We start from the raw sequence: 20,062 nt of genomic DNA, 5'->3' as shown, positions 1-20,062 counted from the left end.
AGCCTGTTAATCCCAATAAGGGTATTTTCGTGCCGGAACACAGGGGCTGTCGACGTATTCGCCATTAATTTTTAATACCATATTGACGCTGCGGCGATGGTAGCGGGTTAACACGTCAAATTGCGCTGGCGTTAGGTAACCGTACGTGTTGCCGCAATAGACTAACGATTGTGCCGCATGCGACGGTTTTACCTGCATGGGAATGTCACAATCCCATCGGAAACGGGTCAGATCGCAATTGGCCATTGCAGTACTTAGGGGCAATGTGATTAAAATACCTGCGAGACTTAATGTTTTCATGCGGCTTGCTCCTTGCCTGTTCTTATTATTAACCTACGGGCACGCTTAAGATTTGAAAGGCTCTTTTATGACTATAGATTATTTTTTAAGAGCTTGCTGACGACCTACTTGGAGATGGAATGCTCAAATCGACTGAGGAATACTTAGCCTTATTGCGGCAGGGGGAGCTGTTAAGCGCGCTGGAATGGGTCTCCTTTCTCGAGCAATCGTATGGGGGAAAAAATGAACAGATATCGGCTGATCAGCTGTTGCCCGTGGCCATTTATGACCTAATCAACCATGGCTTTTCAAAAGCGGACGATCTCTGCGCCATTGTTGTGTTATATGCCTTAATCAATGAACAACCCTCGATGTTGCCTGGAACGCTGGATTATGCTGCCACCATCCTTGTCAGTGCCGCCATGCAATGCTTAGTCTATGAGGATTTGCAAATCCTCAGTGAGTATAAACAACAACCCTTAACGCATAATCTCAAAACGATTGAGCAATTGGTTTCACAGGAAACCGAGAGGTTCACAGCCTCAATCAACCGTGATCATTTGCTTAAGAAGGGTAACGAATTAGGACTGCTCGCCAAAAGCAACCCCTATTGTAAAACAATCGAAATCACCAGGCAGCGCCTGCTGCAGTTGGAGTTGTGTGAGGCTTATGCCGAAGAATTAAAGAATCAAACCGATAAGGCGTTTGCGCTCAGGGCAGGGGTGGTCCAGGCCTTACTTGATCAATTTAAAAAGAAAATGGGCAGTGATGAGTGCGATAATTTGCTGAAAGACTATGTCAATAAACTCCGGGAAATGGGACCTGAGATCTGGGAAGAAAATTTGTATTTATCCAAATTGGCGCCTAAAAACGTGCTGGAAGAGTTTCTCGACAATACCAAAACATCCCTGCATTTTTTTATTGGAAGCTGGATTAGCCGTTTGATTAGCAATGCTGAGGTTGAGTTGCCCAAAGAAACGAAAACAGACAAGGAACAAAGTCCTCAGCTATAACCCTCGTGCGATAATAAATCATGCTTGTAACTTAAGGCATGCGCATGCCCCATGTAACCACCCGGGTTGTCCTTGCCGACGACACGATGGCAGGGGATAAATAGAGCCAGAGGATTGTTTTTACAAGCTTGCCCAATCGCACGTGGGCTGGATTGCAGTGTGTTGGCCAGTTCCCCGTAAGTGACAGTGCGGCCCACCGGAATAACCAGCAGGGCATTCCATACGCGTTGTTGATAAGGGGTTCCCAGGGGTTTTAACGGAAGCTGAAAGCGGTAGTGAGGATCGCTGAAATAATGGTCAAGTTCCTGGGCAATGGTCAGGCACAATGGGGTTGTTGTGGGTTCTGCGTTGTCAAACGGAGTGTGACTGAACACAGCTCCAAAAACAAAATGCTCATCGTACTGGACATTAAGCCAGCCAACCGGGGTTTGATAGGCAGTCAAACTGAGCATGGCAGGAAGAAAGGCATCCTGTCGAAACAGGATGCCTTTGCAATTAACCTTCTTTCTTACCAGTCAGTTTTTCTTTAATACGGGCAGCACGACCAGCCAGATCACGCAGGTAATAAAGCTTGGCGCGTCGGACGTCACCACGGCGTTTAACAGTAATGCTGTCAACGATCGGGCTGTAAGTCTGGAATACACGCTCTACACCAACATTGTGAGAGATTTTACGAACAGTAAACGCGGAGTTCAGACCACGGTTGCGTTTAGCAATCACGATGCCTTCAAAGGCCTGAAGACGCTCACGGCTTCCTTCTTTTACTTTTACCTGCACCAGAACAGTATCCCCTGGGCTGAATTCAGGAATGTTTTTGCCTTTCATTTGTTCGGCATTCAGTTCATCAATGATGTTAGTCATGGTTACTCCTCAAATGGGTGTTCCCTATTAATCAGGATCACCGTGTTCGCATTTAAATTCGTCCAGTAACTGCCGGTCGAATTCATTGAATTTAATCGTTTCCAATAAACCCGGCCGTTTCAGCCAGGTATTCCCCAAAGCGTGTTTGCGTCGCCACCGCTCAATGTCGCGGTGATTGCCGTTCAACAAGACGGACGGTACGCTCATGCCGTCTATGGTTGCCGGTCTGGTGTAGTGAGGATAATCCAGCAAGCCGTTCATAAACGAATCTTGCTCGGCTGAACCGGCATGGCCTAAGCTCCCCGGCAGCAGTCTCACAATGGCATCAATAAAAATCATGGCTGCCAATTCACCACCGCTTAATACAAAATCACCGATGGACCATTCTTCGTCCACGTGTTTTTCGATGATTCGTTCATCAATTCCTTCGTATCGGCCAGCAATAAAGAGCAAGGATTGCTTTTCGCTGGCTATCTTGTTCAAGTCGCCCTGGTTAATGGCTCGTCCCTGGGGACTCAAATAAATCGTTTTGCACGGTTTTGGCATCTGCTGTCTGGCCTGCGTTATTGCCAAAGCCAGAGGCTCGTACATCATGACCATGCCGGGGCCGCCGCCGTAAGGCTTGTCATCGACTTGCCGATAAGGCCTGGAAGCCCAATCACGTGGATTCCAATAATTGACGCTGGCAATTCCCTGACTGATGGCTCGGCCTACAACGCCATGCTCAAGAACCGCAAACATCTCCGGCATTAATGTGATGACGCCGAGATGAATCATTAAAAATCAGCATCCCAATCGACAAGAATCACGTGTTTCTCTAAATCAACCGCTACAACATACCGACCCGGAATGTAGGGGATTAAATGGCGGTTTTCACCATGGATCACCATTACATCATTCGAACCTGTCGGCATCATGTCAGTCACCGTGCCAAAATTAACGCCCTGCTGGTTCATCACCTGCAGGCCCATCAATTGATGCCAGTAATAATCACCCGAAGGTAATTCAGGCAGCTGCTCACTGCTTACAGCAATGTCCAGATTGGTTAAACTGGCTGCCTGTTCTCGATCAGAGCATCCTTCAACCAGGGCAAGAATCTGCTTGTCAGTGACATCAACGCGTAGCAAATTAACAGGTTGCCATTGATTATTGCGTTGGATATGCCAGTCGGTATAACGCAACACATTATCACGGGGTTCAGTAAATGAATGAACAGTAATCAATCCTTTCACACCGTGAGCTCGGCCGAAGCGGCCGATAACAACCCAATCAATCGTTTTTTTCACGTTACTCAGCGGCTTGGCTCTTCTTGTGTTGCTTAATCAGCTGGCTGACACGATCAGACAATTGTGCACCAACGCTTTGCCAGTGAGCCAACTTATCCATTTCAACGTGTAAAGGGATTTCCTGGCCACGAGCAACCGGGTTGTAATAACCAATGCGTTCGATGTAATTACCATCGCGACGTCTGCGGCTATCGGTAACAACCATGTGATAAAAAGGACGCTTTTTGGCGCCGCCTCGTGATAAACGTATAACGACCATTGTTTTCCTCGTTAAGAGTGGTTACGTAAAAATGCCGTGTATTGTACGAAAATTAACTCCGTATGGGAAGGGCTTCCTATAATTATTTAAATTCATCCGGAAACATGCCTTTCATACCGGCTAATCCGCCCATACCGCGCATCATTTTCTGCATTGCACCGGGTTTGGTGAATTTTTTCATCATTTTTTGCATCTGTTCATACTGCTTCAGCAGGCGATTAACATCCTGAATCTGAGTTCCTGAACCCTGGGCGATACGCCGCTTTCTGGAACCAACGATTATTTTGGGTATACGCCGTTCTTTGGGTGTCATGGAGTTAATGATGGCAATCGTTTGCGCCATGGCTTTATCATTCACTTGATTGAGCGCCTGTTTAGGCAATTGGTTTAACCCCGGAAGTTTGCTCATCATGCCGGTGATGCCGCCCATGTTATTCATCTGCAGCAGCTGCTGTTTGAAGTCTTCCAAATCAAAGCTTTTGCCTTTTTTAAGCTTTTTAGCCAGTTTTTCACTGGTGGCCTTATCGGCTTTACGCTCAACTTCTTCAATCAGGGTCAGGATATCACCCATGCCGAGAATCCGTTGCGCAACGCGATCGGGATGGAAGGGCTCAAGGGCGTCGATCTTCTCGCCGCTACCCATGAACTTAATGGGTTGCCCGGTAATCTGTTTGACGGATAACGCGGCGCCGCCACGGGCATCGCCGTCGGTTTTGGTGAGAATAACCCCGGTCAACGGCAGGGCTTCATGGAACGCTTTCGCGGTATTGGCCGCATCCTGTCCGGTCATGCTGTCGACGACAAACAAGGTTTCAACCGGGTTAATGGCTTTATGGATGGCCTTGATTTCAGACATCATTTCCGTATCAATGTGCAAGCGGCCGGCGGTATCAAAAATGACAACATCCACGTAATTTTTACGGGCGCTATCCAGGGCTTTTTGCGCAATGGAAACGGGCTTCTCATGGCTTTCAGCCGGGAAAAAAGCCACATCCAGCTGTTCTGCCAGCAACCGCAACTGCTCGATCGCGGCAGGGCGATACACGTCAACACTGACGAGCATGACTTTTTTGTTTTCTGTCTCTTTCAGGTAACGCGCCAGTTTGGCGGTGGTGGTGGTTTTACCGGAACCCTGAAGACCTGCCATCAGAAAAACAGCGGGCGGTTGAGTTTTGAAATTCAATTCCGCGCGGGTATCGCCAAGAAGATGCACCAACTCATCGTGCACGATCTTGATAAGCGCCTGATCGGGTTTTAAATTGACATCCACGTCCTGGCCCAGGGCTTTTTCTTTAATCTGGGCGATGAAATCCTTAACGACCGGCAAGGCCACGTCAGCTTCCAGTAAAGAGAGGCGGACTTCTCGTAACGCCTGCTGGGTATTTTCCTCCGTGAAACGGCTCTGACCGCTCAGTGTTTTAAAGGCATGCGTCAACCGCTCGGTTAAATTCTCAAACATGACAATGACCCTGTAGAAAAAAGTGGGTTATTATACCACAAGGATACGGCACAGCATAAAGCACTTTGTTGTGGTTTGACGCCCGTAAAAAATACTCTCTGCCAAGCCGGATTCTTTTGTTATGATGTCGGTTTGATTTTACTACCAAGAGAAACCATGGGGCAGTTATCACTGACGACATTGTTCATGCTGCTATTGCTGTTAGTCATTCTGTCAGCCTTTTTTTCCGGTTCAGAGATTGGCATTATGTCATTGAACCGCTATCGCCTGCGCCACATGGTGAAGAAAAAGCATAAGCAAGCTATCCGGGTTAACAACCTGTTAGCTCGTCCCGACCGCCTCCTCAGCATCATTTTAATCGGCAATACGGTAGCCAATATTATTGCCTCCATGCTGGCCACTTTAGTCGGTCAACGCCTTTATGGTGATGCCGGGGTGGCAATTGCAACCGCTATTCTGACGCTGGTTATTCTAGTTTTTTCCGAATTGGCACCCAAAACCCTGGCGGCATTGCATCCCCAGGCCGTCGCTTTCAGAAGCGCCCTGCCTCTGATGATACTGCAGACCCTGCTTGCGCCTTTCGTGAAAACCGTTACCTGGATAACCAATACCCTGCTGCGCTGTTTTGGTGTTTCCATCGATAAAGCCCAAAAGGAGTTATTGTCCAGTGAAGAACTGCGTTCGGTGGTGCATGAAGCCGGGGGATTAATGCCAACGGAACATAGAAGCATGCTGATTAGTCTGCTGGATTTGGAGCAGGCGACGGTGGAAGACATCATGGTGCCGAAAAGCGACATTGTGGGCATTGATGTAAATCAATCCTGGCATGAGTTGCTTGACCAGTTGGAAACGGCGCAACACACCCGATTGCCTCTCTATCGCGATACCATTGATCATTTAATTGGCGTAGTTCACGTACGCGATTTATTTAACCTGATGGTTGAAGAGCGTCTCGATAAGGAGAGCCTCATCAAGGCCGCTGATGAGCCTTATTTTATTCCTGAGGCCACGCCGCTCAATGCCCAGATTTTAAATTTTCAGAAAATGAAAAAACGCAGTTGTTTTGTGGTGGATGAATACGGTGATCTGCAGGGTTTAGTCACCATGGAAGACATCCTCGAGGAAGTGGTCGGTGAGTTTACTACGGACATTGCGGCCTTAAGCAAGGATATCATTGAACAGGACGACGGCTCGGTGATCGTTGATGCGAGCATTACATTGAGGCATCTGAAACGCCTGCTGGGCTGGCAATTGCCGGCTTTGGGACCCCGCACCTTAAGCGGGGTCATTATCGAGCATCTGGGGTATATTCCGCCGCCGGAATGCTGTTTGCAGATTGATCACTACCAGATTGAAGTCTTGAAAGTGGGCGATAACACCATCAAGACGGTGCGGATGATCAAAATCCCCAACCCTGCTTAAGCTGCTGAGAAGATTACTGTGTTTTCACCGGCAGGCGTTTACTTTTAATAATGATATACACGGCGGGCAGAATAAACAGGGTAAAGAAAGTCCCGACACAAAGCCCGCCTATCAGTACGGTGCCAATGGCATGACGCGATTCGGCGCCGGCATCATGCGACAGAACCAGCGGAATTGCACCAAACACCATGGCGCCAGTGGTCATCAGTACCGGCCTTAAACGCAGCACAGCCGCCCGTTGGATGGCATCGAGCAGGGGCGCGCCGTTTTGATGTAACTTATTGGCGAATTCGACAATCAGGATACCGTGTTTACTGATCAAACCAATCAAGGTAATTAAGCCAACCTGCGTATAAATATTTAACGATTGACCGAATAGCCAGGTAAACAGCAGGGCGCCTGAGCAGGCAAGCGGTACAGTGAACAGAATAATGAAGGGATCAATGAAATTCTCAAATTGTGTCGACAGGATGGCATAAATGAAAGCGAGCGATAAAAGCAGCAGGAAGAGCATGACATGGGATGATTCCTGCAAGGCTTTGGCCGCTCCGGTCCAGGTTAATTTATAGTGAGACGGCAGGTTTTCTTTGGCCTGAGTCCAGAGCGTTTTTGCAGCGCGGGCCATGGCATCGCCTTTTTTTAATTGCACATGCAGTGTGGTCGAGCGCATTTGTTGGTAGTGATCAAGCGTTGCCGGCTGTGCCTTGGGTTGCATGGTGGTGATTGCCCCAAGAGACACCCGCTTGCCTTCACTGGTAGTGAGGTAGAGTTCATTGAGTGTCCAGGGGGCGTGACTGCCTTTGATGGTGACATTATACGTAACGCCATCTTTCTCAAAGGTCTGTGATTTATCGCCGCTGAAAAAGACTTCAATGGTTTTTGCCACCTGGCTGGCGCTTAAACCCAGCTTGGCCAACTGGTTGTAATCCAGATCAATGGTGTAGCCCATGGTATCCAGGCGAAGTTCATAACTGACATCATCAAACAAGTGTGTTTTATCGAGCGCCGATTTTAATTTCTCGGTTTCATCAAACAGTTGCCTGTAGCTTTCAGGGGTGGAAATGACCAAAGCCAGTTCCGTCCCGCTTCCCGCATCATCAATACCCGGTAAGCCGGTATCCCAGCTCCACACGTGCGGATCAATTGAAGGATAGTGATTAAAGGCAGGCCGTAACTCGTCTACCAGCTGGCTGGCCGTACGATGCCTTTGCGCGTGAGGTTTTAAAGGCAATACAATGCTTCCTCCCCAATCACCAATAAAGGTCAGGCGATTGGTGGATTCCGGAAGTGCGTTGATTTTGGTTTCCAGTTTAGCAATCTTGTTATCCAGGGTGGCCAGATCTTCACCTGCAACAGGAGGGGTATAGATGCCAATCAGGCTGCGATCTTCCTTGGGTGCCGTTTCATGGGGTATTAACTGATAAAAACCCACACAGGCGAGAATCGAGAGTAAGGCGGCGGCAAAGGTGAGCTTCTGCCGATGCAGGATAAAGTCAAGTGCATGGCCATAACGCTCAGCTAATTTTTCAAGGAAGACATCAAACTGCGGCCACCAGTTTTTGGCGTCTTTACTTAAGAAACGCGCGCACATCAAAGGTGACAACGTTAAAGCCACAAGGCCTGAAATAAAAACGCTGCCGGCTAAGGCCACTGCAAATTCAATAAACAATTGCCCAAGCATGCCCTGAATAAACGCAATGGGAAGATAAACGCTGGCTAAGGTAAAGGTCATGGCAACAATGGCGAAACCAATTTCTTTAGCGCCCCGGATGGCTGCATCGAAAGGCGATAAGCCTTCCTCAATATGTCGCCAGATGTTTTCAAGGACAATGATTGCATCGTCGACGACGAGCCCTATAGCCAGCACCATGGCCAACAGGGTCATTAAGTTAATGGAAAAGCCAAAGAGTTTGAGAAAGAGCAGGGAGCCCAGCAGGGAAACAGGGATAGTAATCAAAGGAATGATCGTGGCCCGCAGGTTACGTAAAAATAAAAAGACAATAATCAGCACCAGAAAAATGGCCTCGCCAATGGCGGAGCGAATATTTTTCAGGGAGGCATTAATAAAATCGGACTGATCAATAATGACTTTGACCTGCAAATCCGCGGGCAGGCTCTGTTGGATGCCGTGAAGGACTTTACGGACCTCTTTGGATACTTCGATTGGGTTGGCATCACTGGCGCGATTAATGGATAACACCAGCCCAGCATGGCCGTTAACCCGAACCCGCATTTGGCTGTTATCGGTTTCCAGAGCCACATCGGCCAAGGATCCTAAAAAAACCGGGTGTTTGGGGTTGGCTTTGATCAGGAGGTTCTCATAATCGTCCCGGGTATTGAGAGTCGAATTTAAGGTGCTTGGAATTTTATTGCGGTAATTCCCGGCAGGCAGGGAAATGCGGCTTTTATCAAGCGCATTAACGACTTCATCGGTGTTCACTCCAAAGGCAAATAATTTTTCTGGCTTAAGGCTAATCGTGTACGTGTAGGGCTGTCCCCAGACATCCACGGTCGCCACGCCCTGAACGCTGCGGAACACATTTTTCAAATTAAGGTTGGCGTAATGGGTTAATTCCCCGAAATCACGGACAGACGATTCCAATGACACGCCAATGAATGGCAGCCCATTGGATTTACGTTGGCGTTCTACCGACGGCGATTTGACTTGAGCCGGTAACAGGGCTTTGGCCATGCCCACGGCATCCTGGGTGGCGCTTAAAGCCCTGTCCATGGAAGTATTTGGCCGAAACACCAGCGTGATTTGTGAACTGCCGGCGCTGGATTGGGAGGTAATGGTCTCCAGACCCTCAATCCCGGCCAAGCGATCCTCAAGGATGTTGGTCACTGAGGTTTCGACGAGATCGGGACTGGCATTGGGGTAGCTTGCGTACACCGTGATGGTGGGAAAACTGATATCGGGGTACTCACGCACAGAAAGGGTATAAAGACAAAGAAGACCCAAAACAGCAATCATGCTGTTTAAGACGATGGCGATGACGGGATGTTTAATAAAATAACTGGTCAGTTTCATGATGGCTTACTGGCCTTGGCATCAGAAGGGTTAACACTATCGACAGTCATGCCCGGGTAAAGGCGTTCCTGACCTCGGATAACCAAGTGTTGTCCGGGTTTTAAGCCGCTGATAATTTCAATCTGATCCTGCTGCTTAAGTCCGGTCTTTACCGCAACAAGCTCAATACGGCTTTGTCTGACCACATACACAAAGGGTTTGCTGTTTCTCAAAAAGAGCGCTTGAAAGGGGATAACCACGGTGTCTTTTTTTTCAGCGACCACCAAATCAACGTCAACAGTTGAGCCCACCAGGCACTCCTCGCACTGGATGGTGACATCCGCCGGGCACATGTGGGTGTCTTCATCGAGCATTTTTTGCAAATGGCTTAAGGCGTAGGTTTTACCCTGAACATAAACGGGCTGTCCTTCATGGATATCGCTTAAGTTACTGCAGGGAATATCCACATCCACAATCAGCGAGGAAGGGTCATAGAGGCTCACAACGGCTTCACCGGCATTGACCTCCGCGCCTTCACGTTTTTTATACGCGCCAATGATGCCGTCAAAAGGGGCATAAAAACGGGAGTTATCCAGTTCAATCTTTGTTTTGGACAATTCTTTCTGGGCATCTATCCAGAGCTGCTTTTTTTCTTCCGCCTCTTTGGCGCTGACGTAGCCCTTTTTAATCAAGGGGCTGATGCGTTCGTATTGTGCCTTGGCCAGTTCAACGGCCGCCGTGGACAATTGCAGGTTTTTTTCGCGATCGGGATTGGCAATTTTGGCAATCAAGGTGCCTTTCCTGATTTTTTGGCCGGTAGGAACCAGGGCATCCAGCATCCCGGACTCTTTGGCGACCAGCACGGTGCTGTGTTGAGGATGAATGGTTCCCAATAGGTGGATGGTTTGTCTAAGGGTCTGCTTTTTTACGACCTCGATTTCGACCAGTTTATTGGCCGGCGCTTCGGCAGAGGTTTTGGAGTGAAACAAGGCGCGGATAGAAAAAATGCCAAGGGTGGCAAGCAACAGAATCAGGGCAGCCTTTTGCCAGTAATAACGCGAACGCACCATGCGATGCCATTGGATTTTTAACACGATTTTGCCATCATCCAGTTGGGAAGCAGGTAGTTTACCACAAAATGAAATTGGTTTTAATCAGATCAACTTGTCAATTGGTTAACACCCTCGCCGGCTGCACATAAGTTTTGTAGAATAGTTTTCCCTTTATCAGATGGATCTATCAATGACTAACCTGTTTCAATTATTTCAAAGCCGTGAAGTGCGCTATTTTCCCACGGTGTTTACTTCACGTGTCAGCTTCAAAAAACAATTACAACCTAAAATCCATACGTCATCCAAATCCCTTGAGGCGTTTTTGAAGCTGGAGAGAGAGTTACAACCCATGCTCAAGACCACCAACAAGGAGTTGACGATTCATTTGGTTAGAAAGACCAATGACGCTTTTCTTAAGCGGCATCAGATTGATTTAATCATGGGAAATATCAATCTGGAATCGATTGCCATGGGTGTACGAATGGAGTCCGGACTAACCTCGTTTGAACACCTTTATCGGGCCGATAACGAACTGTTATCCCCTTCGTTTAATCATGTCTCAACCCCAAACCTGAGGGAATTAAAATTAGCCATCGTCGCGCAGTTGGGTCAAAAGAAACTCGTCGAAAAAGTTGCTGTAGAAAAGCAGGCCGCCTGTCAACAACTGCTAACTCAAACGCAACATCTGATCATGTCCGCCAAAACCGTCTCCGCGGTTATCGCCTCCGTCGCGTACAGTGCGCGCGTGTTCACGGCGCTGGGTGTGGTGACCAAAGGAAAGCTCTCGGATTCCGCCATCTGTAATTTATTTGAAGAGGATATTCCTGCCGTCTTTGCAACCCAGAAATTGAATACTGGAACGGCTTTAAACCACGTGGGTTCTGCTTTCCAGCTTGAAAAGGTAAGAGAGCAGCTTATCGTAAGACTTGAGGATTATTTAAGCCGCCGCGCCAGATTGCTTGACGAAGTTGTGGCAGAAAATGACCACAGTGGCGACGTATCACAACGCTATAAGGCGATTAACCGTGGATTTTTTTACAACAAGGATCTGCAGGAAGCGCGCGTAGCTATCGCTTCGAGGTTATTAATGCAAATCGAGCGTTATCAACTCTGCGACCGTGAAGGGACTGGCACGTCGGTGGATAATGATCGCAAAGCCAAAAATGGCCATACGATCGATACACCGCAACATTTTGCTCAGGCGTTAATTGACGCCATGGAAGACAATTTAGATTGTTTTGAGAAGAAAGCCCGCGCTGTCGATCAGCTGGGTGAGCTTCATGAGATACTTGCGGAAGCACGTGAGCAGATGGGCGTGGTTTATACCCAAACAGTAAAAGTTGGTGGAAATTATAATTTGAGGGAGCAACTGGGACTGGAAAAGGTCAGGCAACCGGCTATGACCCACTAACCGGCTTGCAGTCAGGAAGGGATTATTTACTTTCCGTCCCTTCCTTAAGCGACAGCACGCGCGCAGTAAACAGGTAGCCGCCATTACGGATGGTTTTTATCAGTGCAGGTTTTTTCGCGTCAGTTTCGATTTTTTGACGCAGGCGGCTGATTTGCACGTCAATGCGGCGATCAAAGGGATTCAGATCGCTGTTTTTGGTAATCTGCAACAGGAATTCACGTCCGAGGATCTGCTGCGGCTGCCTGACAAAAGCCAGCAATAAATCATACTCGCCGGCGCTGAGTTGCAGTTCCTGGTGATGTTCATCAAATATTTGCCGGGAAGAAGGGTAAAGACGCCAGTTGGCGAAAGCCAGGATTTCTTTTTCCTGTTCCACCTCATCGGCAAAGCGCTGGACGCGGCGACTGATGGCGCTGATGCGCGCATGCAATTCACGCGGGTGGATGGGTTTTACCAAAAAGTCATCCGCCCCGGCCTCCAGCATTTTGACACACATTTCCTCGTTGCTATTATCGCTGATGACTAAAATGGGCGCCGGGTAACGGTGGTAGAGCGTATCAATTGTTAAGGCATTGTCCTTAAGCAGCCGCCAGTTAATAAGCAAGGCTTCCGGCGGCTCGCTTTCCTGCCCCAGTTGCCGGGTATCGCTGTACTGAACCAGACTGAAGTTAAATTTGGCAAAATACTCCTCCAGTCGTTGGTCTTTGGGAGCATCGTCAATAATCAGCAGGTATTTACGATGCGGCAGCATGCAATCTCTCCATCCGTACTATCTCGTTGATGTGTTTTGTTTCGGACACGATTATATACCGGAAGGTTTTTATTTGGCGATTTTTTTAAACCGGCGCTAGCGCGGTTTCGACCGATGATCGTCGACGTTGTCTTCATTCTCAAGGTTCTCGGAAACGGGCTCCTGATTTTGAAGGGTGGATTCAAGGTTATCCTGTTGGGCGTTAAATGATTCCAGATTGAGAGTATCCACGAGTTCCTTTTCCATGCTTAATCGGTCTTTTTGGTCCGGGATCTTACCTAGTATTTCACTGATGGCGCCATGCTGAACGGCAATGTGTCCGCCGCCTATGGCCGGTGCTCCCTGGGCATTCATGCTGTTATCCAGGATGCGATTGGCACTTTCCTTACCAACGAGTTCGGGCAGTAATTCCGGAGCCAGTTGGCCGTTAGCTACTTTTTTAGCCAAAAACTCCTCAAATCGTGGGGGCTTCATGTTCATTCATCACTTCTCTGCCAGCTTTATTTAGATCCTAGAAGAAGATGGCAAGTAAATCCAATCATTTCCTGCTATGATGAAATTAACGCGCTGTAAGCGTTTAAGCCTTATCTGATGCCGGAGGAACGGGATGCCTCTTTTTAATCGATTGGGTTTGAGCTGGTTGGTTGATAATGCCAGCCGCAATAAAGCGAAGATTAAATTTGCTATTCGCCAGGGAGAAGTCAGGTTGCATCGCTTAATGACCCGCGGACACCTCTCTTCTGAGCATTACTTGGTCATTGCGTCATCTTGCCAGCAATTGGTTGCGCTTTACGATGAATTAATGACGTTGATGGCGACCCCTGACCAACGTTTCACCGAAGAAAAGGACGCTTTTAACCCCAGTGTAACTGTTTCAGAAAGCTACCTGAACCTGCTTAAATGCAGGCAACAGCTTCTTTCCCCAGCTGCCAAAAGCGAGGAAATGATTGTGCTTGCCCGGGTAAAAAGGCATTACCTTGACATGGTGAGCCTGCTCGCAGGGAGCGAACAGGCAATCCCCGCTGAAACCGGGAAGCCTGATCACCTGCCGTTATTGACTTTATTTGACCAGATTATCAAAGCCGACTCACCGGCTGACTGGTTGTGGGCAATGACACGGTTTGCCAACACGGCGGGAGAAAAAACTGCGGCGTCAGGCAGTCTGTTTTTACATCTTGATGATCAGCAATTGATTGAACTGGATCATCGTCTGGCTCTGCCTGAGTTCCGGTCACTCATTAACAGCATTTTTTATTATTGGATTAATCCTGGCCATCTGTATGATTTTTCGCTTCATGCGGAAAAAATGATTTCAGTCAGAAATCGATTCAACACTCTCTATCAGTTTATTGTTTTTTTTCATCAGCACTTACTGCAGGCCTTGCGGCAGCGGGGCATTCACAGCGGTCACGATTTTCTATTTCACGGCAGCGAGTTGCCGGAAGGGATTACCGTGGAAGCTGAAAAAAAATACCAGGGACTGATTACCGAGGTCATCAAGGACTGGCGTCTAACCCACTGGCTTGAGCAGGAGGAACGGTTGGGGCAGGCGAAGCTGTCCGACATTTTTCGGGCTTACAAATACTGGTTTAATCCCAATCGCCTCATTGACGCGGCCATGTCGCTTAAAGCCTCGTTGGCAAGCGGTTTTCCCGTTACCCAGGGAAACGTGCTTTTTAATCAACAAATGAAGCGGCTGTATCAGCATTTGTCGACCACCGATTGCCTGGATTTGTACGGTTATTTTGCCAACAAGGACAGTTCCTATCTAATGCGTACGCTGGATGCGGCTTGTCACGGTCATGAGATTACCGATTTCCCTCCTTTAACGCTTCAGGAAAGGGACACGGTTTTTTATGTTTACAGTGTGCTTGAAACCATTATGGAAGCACTGCGGGAGGCACTGGATGAGCGCGGCATGACCACTGTGGCTTATGAGCGTCAGGTGGGGTTGAAAAAGGTGAAACCGGGGCGGCGCAATTTGCAGGCGCTCAGACGGGTAATCAGCTTGTATGCCGAACCGTCGCCGCGCATTAACCAACGTCTTGAAGCCCTGTTTAAGGAAGTGGAAGGCTAGGTTTGGTTTCAGGGTAGGTTGACAAATCGTCCGCATAAAATTGCAGCAATTGCCGCAGCAGGGACTGAGCCGGAGAGGCGTTGGCAAAAGGGGTCTGCAGGCTATCCGTCCATTGTCCGTTACTTAAACGCAACAGCACCGGTATATAAAATCGGTCATCCGGGTATAAGGCCAATAGCCAATCGCCCTGGATAACACCGTATATTTTCATGGCATTAATGTGTTCAAGCTTGTCCTCGCGCAGTTCCAGCAAGCCATTTTCCGGATTAACGCGAAATAAAAGAATCCCATATAGCCTCGCTTTTTCCCGAGAAATGAATTGATTGGGAAGCATGCCGCTTTCCAGCATGAACACACGATTGGCGGGAGGCTCACTGGAACTTAACAGGCTTGGTAACAGGGAGAGACCGTCTGTTTTTAGTTTTTCAGGCAGGCCGACAAAAGCGGCAATGGTCGGTGCTAAATCAATCAGGGCGACACGGGTGCTGATGGTTTTTGCCGGCGTCAGGGGGCGGTTATCTTTGGTTATTTTCATGCCAAGCAGGCAGGTGTACTGGGAGGGACTGAGTAAATCCGAACCATGACCGGCGCTGCGTTGCAACTCGGTTGACGTCTTGCGGGAAAAATAACTGGCCAGCAGGCTGGGCTTCTTACCCTGGTAGCCCTCGAGGCTGGTTTTACGGCTGCCTTCTTCATACAGGGCTTCGCCATGATCACTTAAGACGATAACCAGACTGTTTTTAAGGTAACCCCCTTTTTGAAGCTGTGCGAATAATCGCCCGATTTGCTCGTCAGTCTGTCGGACGGCGGCATGATAAAGACTACCCCGCTCCATGACACTGTATTCGTCCCCGACCTCGGCCGGTAAAGACTGTGCCCAGGCATAGGGCCAGTGCGGCAGGGTGAAATGGACGGCCAGAAAAATCGGTTGCCGGGTTTGTGCAGCCTCAATTCGCTCTGCCAGTGCTTTATCAAAAGTAGCTGGATAATAGGTGTAATGGCTGGCACGGTTTAAGTGGTTATAGGGAAAAAGCCAGCGGCTTAATTTAAAATTAACCAGCAGATTACTCAGGGGAAAATCATTAAATGTACCAATCAGCGCGTCATTAATTCCGGTTTTGGGGCCTATGATTTCCTGAAAACCAAACTCCTTATCCAGCGTATTAAACCGTCTGTCATCCGTGGCAAAAAGAGTGTAATAGCCTGCCTGCCGCAACGGCCAGACAATACTGGCTGAGCTTTTAACCAATTGGGCGGGCGTTAAGTTTTCCCTTGCCTGATGATGAATGGGGTATAAGCCGGTCAAAATACTTGACCAGGCGGGGTAGGTACGGGCTAAGGGGCTGATGGTGTCAGTAAAGTGTACGCTTTGATTAATAAAGTGGAAAAGGGTTGGTGTTTCTGTTGCATTGAGGCGTTCAGCACTGAAGGAATCAACGCCAATGATAATGATATTCGGCCGCGTGCTGGCAGGGCCTTCTGCAACGGCTTCATGTTCAGGGAGAATAATAAAAAGCGAGAACGCTAACCCCGTTGTCAACAGGGCCGCTGCCATCCGCGGCTGTTTTCGGATGAGTCTCGCCAAACCCAGCAAAGTTAACAGTAGGAAAAAAGCAGACAAGGCAAGAAGCAGCCATCGAATCAATGTCAGGGGGATGGGCGGTAAAAACAGGCGGCTGAATTCACTTAAAGGAAAGAAATAACAATTAAGGCAAAGAACCCAGAGAATGGTCAGGGCATAGAGCAGCATGAGCAGGCGGTGGTTATCCTCCAGGCGTTTGCCGGCCAGGATAGCCAATAACCAGAAGGCCTGAAGTAAGGCCAGCAGTGCATGCAGCGCCACTTGCAGGCCGCCTGTGAGCGCCATTTCAAAATAGACTTGGAAAGGCAACGGGATGGCATGCAAAAAACTGCTGCCTAAGCTTAAAATGTAGGCAAACTGCAACCCTAAAAAGACTAAATTAAAAAGGAAAAAATGGTTGAAATAATGCCAATACGCGGTGGGGTCTTTTCTCTTCACGATGGGTCGACTGTGCTGTTGAGATGCCAGTTGTACATGTAATTCTCAATGGTATTGACATGCTTTAGCTGGCTTTTTAAAGGTTCGCGGGCATAGTATTTAATGTGATTAATGATATCCAGTTTGGTGCCTCCAAAATCATCGCTGAACCATTCGTAGATTTTCGAGACGATGAGCTTGCCTTCAATGACTTGAACGCCTCGCAGGGAGTTGATGTATTCCATTGCAGCATTATTAAGCTGCTGTTCGATGGTTTTGCCCAGGTAAGCCTTTTTACTTAAATTCGCAGCACCGATGGAGCCATTGTTAATGGCGTAATGGGTGCGCGGATCATTCCAGATGGGACGGATAATGCGGTTATGAATTTCATCCAGAGACAGAGGAGTGCCGTTGATGGTAATGATCTTTGCTCCCCAGGGGCCAATGCTGAACAGGCCGGGAGATATATTAATGTCTTCTATGCTGCTCACCGGGTAGTAATCGGCCACGATGCTGACGGTAAGGGCATTGTATAAGTTAATCCAGAAAGCCAGTTGCTCGTCGCGGTTGTAGGCATCAATATCGATTTTTGATAATTGATTAATGTAGCGTTTAAGCCGTTCATGCTGTTTAGGCGTCAGGTGAGCATAATCGACCAGGTTAATTCCTTCGTCGTTGGTCACCACGCATTGATTCAGCAGGGTTTGCCAGTCGCTGTGGTCAATGACGGCCGTCGAGAGAGGATTATTAACTTCCCAGATAGGCCACAGACTTTTGTTAAACGCTGCCTGTGTGCTGAACGTACAAAACATTAAAAAATAAAACCCACAGACGACTACGGCCTTGAATCTAGACATGCACGGCTGCCCGATTCTTTAATGCGCTACCTATGGTATTGCCATCGAGAAATTCCAGCTCTCCGCCTGAAGGAATGCCATGCGCCAATTGACTGATCCGCACCCCGATGGGCCTGAGCAATTCATGAATAAAATGCACCGTGGTTTGTCCTTCCACCGAAGGGCTTAAGGCCAGGATAACCTCATTAATTTTTTCACGCGCGATTAAATCAACAAGTTTGGGTAAACCGATGTCATCCGGACCCAAGCCATCGAGCGGTGAAATTTTTCCCATCAAGACAAAATAACCGCCGCTAAACGCATTGCTTTGTTCAATGGCGGATACATCGGCAGGGCTTTCAACCACGCAAAGCTGGCTGAAATCGCGATTGGAATTAGTGCACAAGTGGCAAAGCATGTTTTCGGTGTAATTGTTGCAGCGTTGGCAATGGCTAATTTTCTGCATGGCTTCTTCAAGGCACGCGGCCAAATGCAGCCCGCGCTGCCTTTGATGCCTAAGCAGATGATAGACCATACGCTGCGCGGATTTTGGCCCAACACCCGGCAGGCAGCGTAAGGCATCGATTAGACGATTCAACGCACTCATGACGCCGATTATTCCCCGTCTTTGTCTTTCAGAAAGTCAGTTGGGATGTTAAGCCCGGCGGTGAGTTGGCTTATCTTCTCTTTAGAGGCAACTTCAACTTTGCGGACAGCATTGTTGAATGCGGCTGCGACTAAATCTTCTACCATTTCAACGTCTTCTTCCATCAGCGCCTGGCCAATTCGGACTTCGGTGACATCATGGCGGCCATTCATTTTAACCCGTACTTTCAATGAGCCGCTGCCGGCTTCCCCTTCAACAACTAATTGACTTAATTGCTGCTGGGCTTCCTGCATGCGTTGTTGCATTTTTTGGGCTTCTTTCATCAGATTGCCCAGATTTTGATTAATATCCATCGTTACCTCTCAATCGTGTTGTAAATTAATTATAATGGATCTTCAGCGGGCACAATAGAATTTTTAACCACTTCCGCTGAAAATTGCTGTTGCAGCTCAAGTAAAAAAGGATCGTTCTGCAAGCTGTTTTCGGCCATTTCCATGCGCACCTGCTGAGCCTGCTGTTTTTTTTGAGCTGGCGTGGCTTGCGTAGGACCGTCTGTATTCAGGGTCAGCTTGATGGATTCACCATAAAACTGGGATAAGGCCTGCTCAATGCGTTGTTGAATGGCGGGAGTAAACAGCGATTGATGGCCTTTATCCACCCGCAAAACCAGGTTGCGGCCATTCTTACTGATCAATTCCGCATTTTCCACCGCGTTTTGCGCCAGACCGCTTAATTTTAAGCGCGGCAGAAGGGTGTCCCAGCGCAAGTCACTGGATTCGGTTGGTTGCGGTTCTTCCGTTACGGCTGCCTCATTCACCACCGGCATGCCTGGATCAAAAGACGGCTCATCAGGAACAGGCGGCCTATCTTCAGGCTGAAGCGGTGGCGGGTTTGCCGGCGACAGGGGACGGGCGGCTTGTCCGGCCGTGCATGGGCTGCCTGGGTCGATCACCGGCAATGCTTGTTCTGACGCGGCCGGTATTTCATGCGCCAGCGGAGGCAAAGGGCTTTTGCCTGCCGGCTTGAATGCCAGCATCCGCAGCAGCGTCATTTCAAACCCTATGGTTTGCGTGGGCGCAAGCGGCATATCTTCCAAGCCCTTCAGCGCGATTTGATAAAACAGTTGAGTGTCTTCTGCCGACACCTGTTGCGCCAATGCCTTGATGGCTTCAGGGCTTTGCAGCAGGGGGTGTTCGCCCGCAAGAGCCTGACACAGGGTCATCTGATGCAGGTAGTCCAACATTTCATTCAGCACATAAGCAAAATGCCCGCCTTCACGCGCAATGGTGCGGCTTAACTGAATCAGGGCTGGGGCGTCATGGTGAATCAATGCCTGCAAAAGCGGAAGCGCATAATCCTGTTGCGTATAACCCAAAAGCGACTTCACCTTTTGGGCTGTGAGCAGGTTATCGGCGCTGGCAATGACCTGATCCAGCAGGCTTAAAGCATCCCGCATACTGCCTTTCGCCGCTTTTGCCAGTAAGGCAAGGGCTTGCGGTTCGCAGGGTTGCTTTTCCTGGTCGACAATGTATTGCAATTGCTGGCCAATCAATTCAGGTGATAAATGATGAAGATTAAACTGCAGGCAGCGGGACAGAATAGTCACGGGTAATTTTTGCGGATCGGTCGTTGCCAAAAGGAATTTAACATGAGCCGGCGGTTCTTCCAGTGTTTTTAACAGGGCATTGAAACTATGCTGCGACAGCATATGCACTTCGTCAATAAGGTAAATTTTAAAAC

20 protein-coding genes (1 of these 20 only partly in view) are annotated in these 20,062 nt (G+C 48.6%); 4 read left to right on the top strand and 16 right to left on the bottom strand.

Annotated features, from left to right (window positions below):
* Positions 1-6: 6 nt before the first annotated feature.
* Complete coding sequence (locus DYE45_RS13060) at positions 7-300, bottom strand: hypothetical protein (protein WP_108294483.1); 294 nt, start codon at positions 298-300, stop codon at positions 7-9.
* Between the two features lie 119 nt (positions 301-419).
* Here DYE45_RS13060 and DYE45_RS13055 point away from each other — a divergent pair, with 119 nt between their 5' ends.
* Complete coding sequence (locus DYE45_RS13055; RefSeq protein ID WP_108294485.1) at positions 420-1,292, top strand: helical bundle domain-containing protein; 873 nt, start codon at positions 420-422, stop codon at positions 1,290-1,292.
* Here the strand turns inward: DYE45_RS13055 and DYE45_RS13050 are convergent.
* The 6 genes from DYE45_RS13050 to ffh all read right to left on the bottom strand — a co-directional run bounded on the left by DYE45_RS13050 (position 1,283) and on the right by ffh (position 5,157).
* The gene (locus DYE45_RS13050; RefSeq protein ID WP_108294487.1) at positions 1,283-1,744 is read right to left on the bottom strand and encodes a methylated-DNA--[protein]-cysteine S-methyltransferase; all 462 of its coding nucleotides are present in this window, start codon (positions 1,742-1,744) and stop codon (positions 1,283-1,285) included. The genes DYE45_RS13055 and DYE45_RS13050 overlap by 10 nt on opposite strands.
* Positions 1,745-1,787: 43 nt before the next feature.
* Positions 1,788-2,153: a 50S ribosomal protein L19 gene (rplS, locus tag DYE45_RS13045; RefSeq protein WP_058532411.1), complete on the bottom strand. Its 366-nt coding sequence runs from the start codon at positions 2,151-2,153 to the stop codon at positions 1,788-1,790.
* Between the two features lie 27 nt (positions 2,154-2,180).
* Positions 2,181-2,930: a tRNA (guanosine(37)-N1)-methyltransferase TrmD gene (gene trmD, locus DYE45_RS13040; protein ID WP_115300990.1), complete on the bottom strand. Its 750-nt coding sequence runs from the start codon at positions 2,928-2,930 to the stop codon at positions 2,181-2,183.
* Complete coding sequence (rimM, locus tag DYE45_RS13035; protein WP_108294491.1) at positions 2,930-3,439, bottom strand: ribosome maturation factor RimM; 510 nt, start codon at positions 3,437-3,439, stop codon at positions 2,930-2,932. The genes trmD and rimM overlap by 1 nt, the downstream gene beginning before the upstream one ends.
* Position 3,440: 1 nt before the next feature.
* On the bottom strand, positions 3,441-3,698 hold the full coding sequence (gene rpsP / locus DYE45_RS13030) for a 30S ribosomal protein S16 (RefSeq protein WP_108294493.1): 258 nt from the start codon (positions 3,696-3,698) through the stop codon (positions 3,441-3,443).
* A gap of 82 nt (positions 3,699-3,780) precedes the next feature.
* Complete coding sequence (ffh, locus tag DYE45_RS13025) at positions 3,781-5,157, bottom strand: signal recognition particle protein (RefSeq protein WP_108294495.1); 1,377 nt, start codon at positions 5,155-5,157, stop codon at positions 3,781-3,783.
* 156 nt (positions 5,158-5,313) lie between these two features.
* On the opposite strand from ffh, the gene DYE45_RS13020 reads away from it, so the two are divergent.
* On the top strand, positions 5,314-6,579 hold the full coding sequence (locus tag DYE45_RS13020) for an HlyC/CorC family transporter (protein ID WP_108294497.1): 1,266 nt from the start codon (positions 5,314-5,316) through the stop codon (positions 6,577-6,579).
* A 13-nt stretch (positions 6,580-6,592) separates the two neighbouring features.
* Here DYE45_RS13020 and lpeB read toward each other — a convergent pair whose 3' ends face one another.
* Together lpeB and DYE45_RS13010 are read right to left on the bottom strand one after the other, a co-directional pair.
* Positions 6,593-9,610, bottom strand: coding sequence for a multidrug efflux RND transporter permease subunit LpeB (gene lpeB / locus DYE45_RS13015; protein ID WP_108294499.1), 3,018 nt, complete (start codon positions 9,608-9,610; stop codon positions 6,593-6,595).
* On the bottom strand, positions 9,607-10,683 hold the full coding sequence (locus DYE45_RS13010) for an efflux RND transporter periplasmic adaptor subunit (protein WP_174703692.1): 1,077 nt from the start codon (positions 10,681-10,683) through the stop codon (positions 9,607-9,609). The genes lpeB and DYE45_RS13010 overlap by 4 nt, the downstream gene beginning before the upstream one ends.
* A gap of 148 nt (positions 10,684-10,831) precedes the next feature.
* Between DYE45_RS13010 and DYE45_RS13005 the strand changes: the two genes are divergently transcribed.
* Entirely contained in the window at positions 10,832-12,052 is a 1,221-nt protein-coding gene (locus tag DYE45_RS13005; RefSeq protein WP_115300989.1) for a hypothetical protein, read from the top strand.
* Positions 12,053-12,074: 22 nt separating this feature from the next.
* On the opposite strand, the gene DYE45_RS13000 is transcribed toward DYE45_RS13005, so the two are convergent.
* The gene (locus tag DYE45_RS13000) at positions 12,075-12,800 is read right to left on the bottom strand and encodes a response regulator transcription factor (protein WP_165481714.1); all 726 of its coding nucleotides are present in this window, start codon (positions 12,798-12,800) and stop codon (positions 12,075-12,077) included.
* A gap of 99 nt (positions 12,801-12,899) precedes the next feature.
* Positions 12,900-13,277, bottom strand: coding sequence for a hypothetical protein (locus DYE45_RS12995; RefSeq protein ID WP_108294505.1), 378 nt, complete (start codon positions 13,275-13,277; stop codon positions 12,900-12,902).
* A gap of 133 nt (positions 13,278-13,410) precedes the next feature.
* On the opposite strand from DYE45_RS12995, the gene DYE45_RS12990 reads away from it, so the two are divergent.
* Positions 13,411-14,880, top strand: coding sequence for a hypothetical protein (locus DYE45_RS12990; protein WP_115300988.1), 1,470 nt, complete (start codon positions 13,411-13,413; stop codon positions 14,878-14,880).
* Here the strand turns inward: DYE45_RS12990 and DYE45_RS12985 are convergent.
* The 5 genes in view from DYE45_RS12985 to dnaX are tightly spaced (at most 29 nt apart) and all read right to left on the bottom strand, a layout consistent with a single transcriptional unit that may run on beyond the window.
* The gene (locus tag DYE45_RS12985) at positions 14,861-16,900 is read right to left on the bottom strand and encodes a sulfatase-like hydrolase/transferase (RefSeq protein WP_108294509.1); all 2,040 of its coding nucleotides are present in this window, start codon (positions 16,898-16,900) and stop codon (positions 14,861-14,863) included. The two genes, DYE45_RS12990 and DYE45_RS12985, sit on opposite strands and share 20 nt — an antisense overlap.
* Entirely contained in the window at positions 16,897-17,736 is an 840-nt protein-coding gene (locus DYE45_RS12980) for a DUF547 domain-containing protein (RefSeq protein ID WP_108294511.1), read from the bottom strand. The genes DYE45_RS12985 and DYE45_RS12980 overlap by 4 nt, the downstream gene beginning before the upstream one ends.
* Positions 17,729-18,322, bottom strand: a complete 594-nt coding sequence (recR, locus tag DYE45_RS12975; protein WP_108294513.1) for a recombination mediator RecR — start codon at positions 18,320-18,322, stop codon at positions 17,729-17,731. Before recR ends, DYE45_RS12980 begins: the two co-directional genes overlap by 8 nt.
* 8 nt (positions 18,323-18,330) lie before the next feature.
* Positions 18,331-18,675, bottom strand: a complete 345-nt coding sequence (locus DYE45_RS12970; RefSeq protein ID WP_108294515.1) for a YbaB/EbfC family nucleoid-associated protein — start codon at positions 18,673-18,675, stop codon at positions 18,331-18,333.
* A gap of 29 nt (positions 18,676-18,704) precedes the next feature.
* On the bottom strand, positions 18,705-20,062 hold the 3' portion of the coding sequence (gene dnaX, locus DYE45_RS12965; protein WP_115300987.1) for a DNA polymerase III subunit gamma/tau. It continues 355 nt past the right edge of the window; 1,358 of the gene's 1,713 nt are visible here — the last part of the coding sequence; its start codon lies beyond the right edge, outside the window — the gene reads right to left on this strand; its stop codon occupies positions 18,705-18,707.

Source organism: Legionella taurinensis (genome assembly GCF_900452865.1).
In the GTDB taxonomy this organism is placed as follows: Bacteria; Pseudomonadota; Gammaproteobacteria; order Legionellales; family Legionellaceae; genus Legionella_C; species Legionella_C taurinensis.
Note: the sequence above shows the minus strand (reverse complement) of the source record. Positions and strands in the feature narration are given on the sequence as shown.

Excerpts from the sequence above, each read along its gene's own strand:
- DYE45_RS13020 (WP_108294497.1), top strand. The coding sequence starts at position 5,314 with ATGGGGCAGTTATCACTGACGACATTGTTCATGCTGCTATTGCTGTTA.
- ffh (WP_108294495.1), bottom strand. The coding sequence starts at position 5,157 with ATGTTTGAGAATTTAACCGAGCGGTTGACGCATGCCTTTAAAACACTG.
- DYE45_RS13005 (WP_115300989.1), top strand. The coding sequence starts at position 10,832 with ATGACTAACCTGTTTCAATTATTTCAAAGCCGTGAAGTGCGCTATTTT.
- DYE45_RS12990 (WP_115300988.1), top strand. The coding sequence starts at position 13,411 with ATGCCTCTTTTTAATCGATTGGGTTTGAGCTGGTTGGTTGATAATGCC.
- rpsP (WP_108294493.1), bottom strand. The coding sequence starts at position 3,698 with ATGGTCGTTATACGTTTATCACGAGGCGGCGCCAAAAAGCGTCCTTTT.
- DYE45_RS13055 (WP_108294485.1), top strand. The coding sequence starts at position 420 with ATGCTCAAATCGACTGAGGAATACTTAGCCTTATTGCGGCAGGGGGAG.
- trmD (WP_115300990.1), bottom strand. The coding sequence starts at position 2,930 with ATGATTCATCTCGGCGTCATCACATTAATGCCGGAGATGTTTGCGGTT.
- DYE45_RS13050 (WP_108294487.1), bottom strand. The coding sequence starts at position 1,744 with ATGCTCAGTTTGACTGCCTATCAAACCCCGGTTGGCTGGCTTAATGTC.
- DYE45_RS12970 (WP_108294515.1), bottom strand. The coding sequence starts at position 18,675 with ATGGATATTAATCAAAATCTGGGCAATCTGATGAAAGAAGCCCAAAAA.
- DYE45_RS13060 (WP_108294483.1), bottom strand. The coding sequence starts at position 300 with ATGAAAACATTAAGTCTCGCAGGTATTTTAATCACATTGCCCCTAAGT.
- DYE45_RS12980 (WP_108294511.1), bottom strand. The coding sequence starts at position 17,736 with ATGTCTAGATTCAAGGCCGTAGTCGTCTGTGGGTTTTATTTTTTAATG.
- DYE45_RS12995 (WP_108294505.1), bottom strand. The coding sequence starts at position 13,277 with ATGAAGCCCCCACGATTTGAGGAGTTTTTGGCTAAAAAAGTAGCTAAC.
- rplS (WP_058532411.1), bottom strand. The coding sequence starts at position 2,153 with ATGACTAACATCATTGATGAACTGAATGCCGAACAAATGAAAGGCAAA.
- lpeB (WP_108294499.1), bottom strand. The coding sequence starts at position 9,610 with ATGAAACTGACCAGTTATTTTATTAAACATCCCGTCATCGCCATCGTC.
- recR (WP_108294513.1), bottom strand. The coding sequence starts at position 18,322 with ATGAGTGCGTTGAATCGTCTAATCGATGCCTTACGCTGCCTGCCGGGT.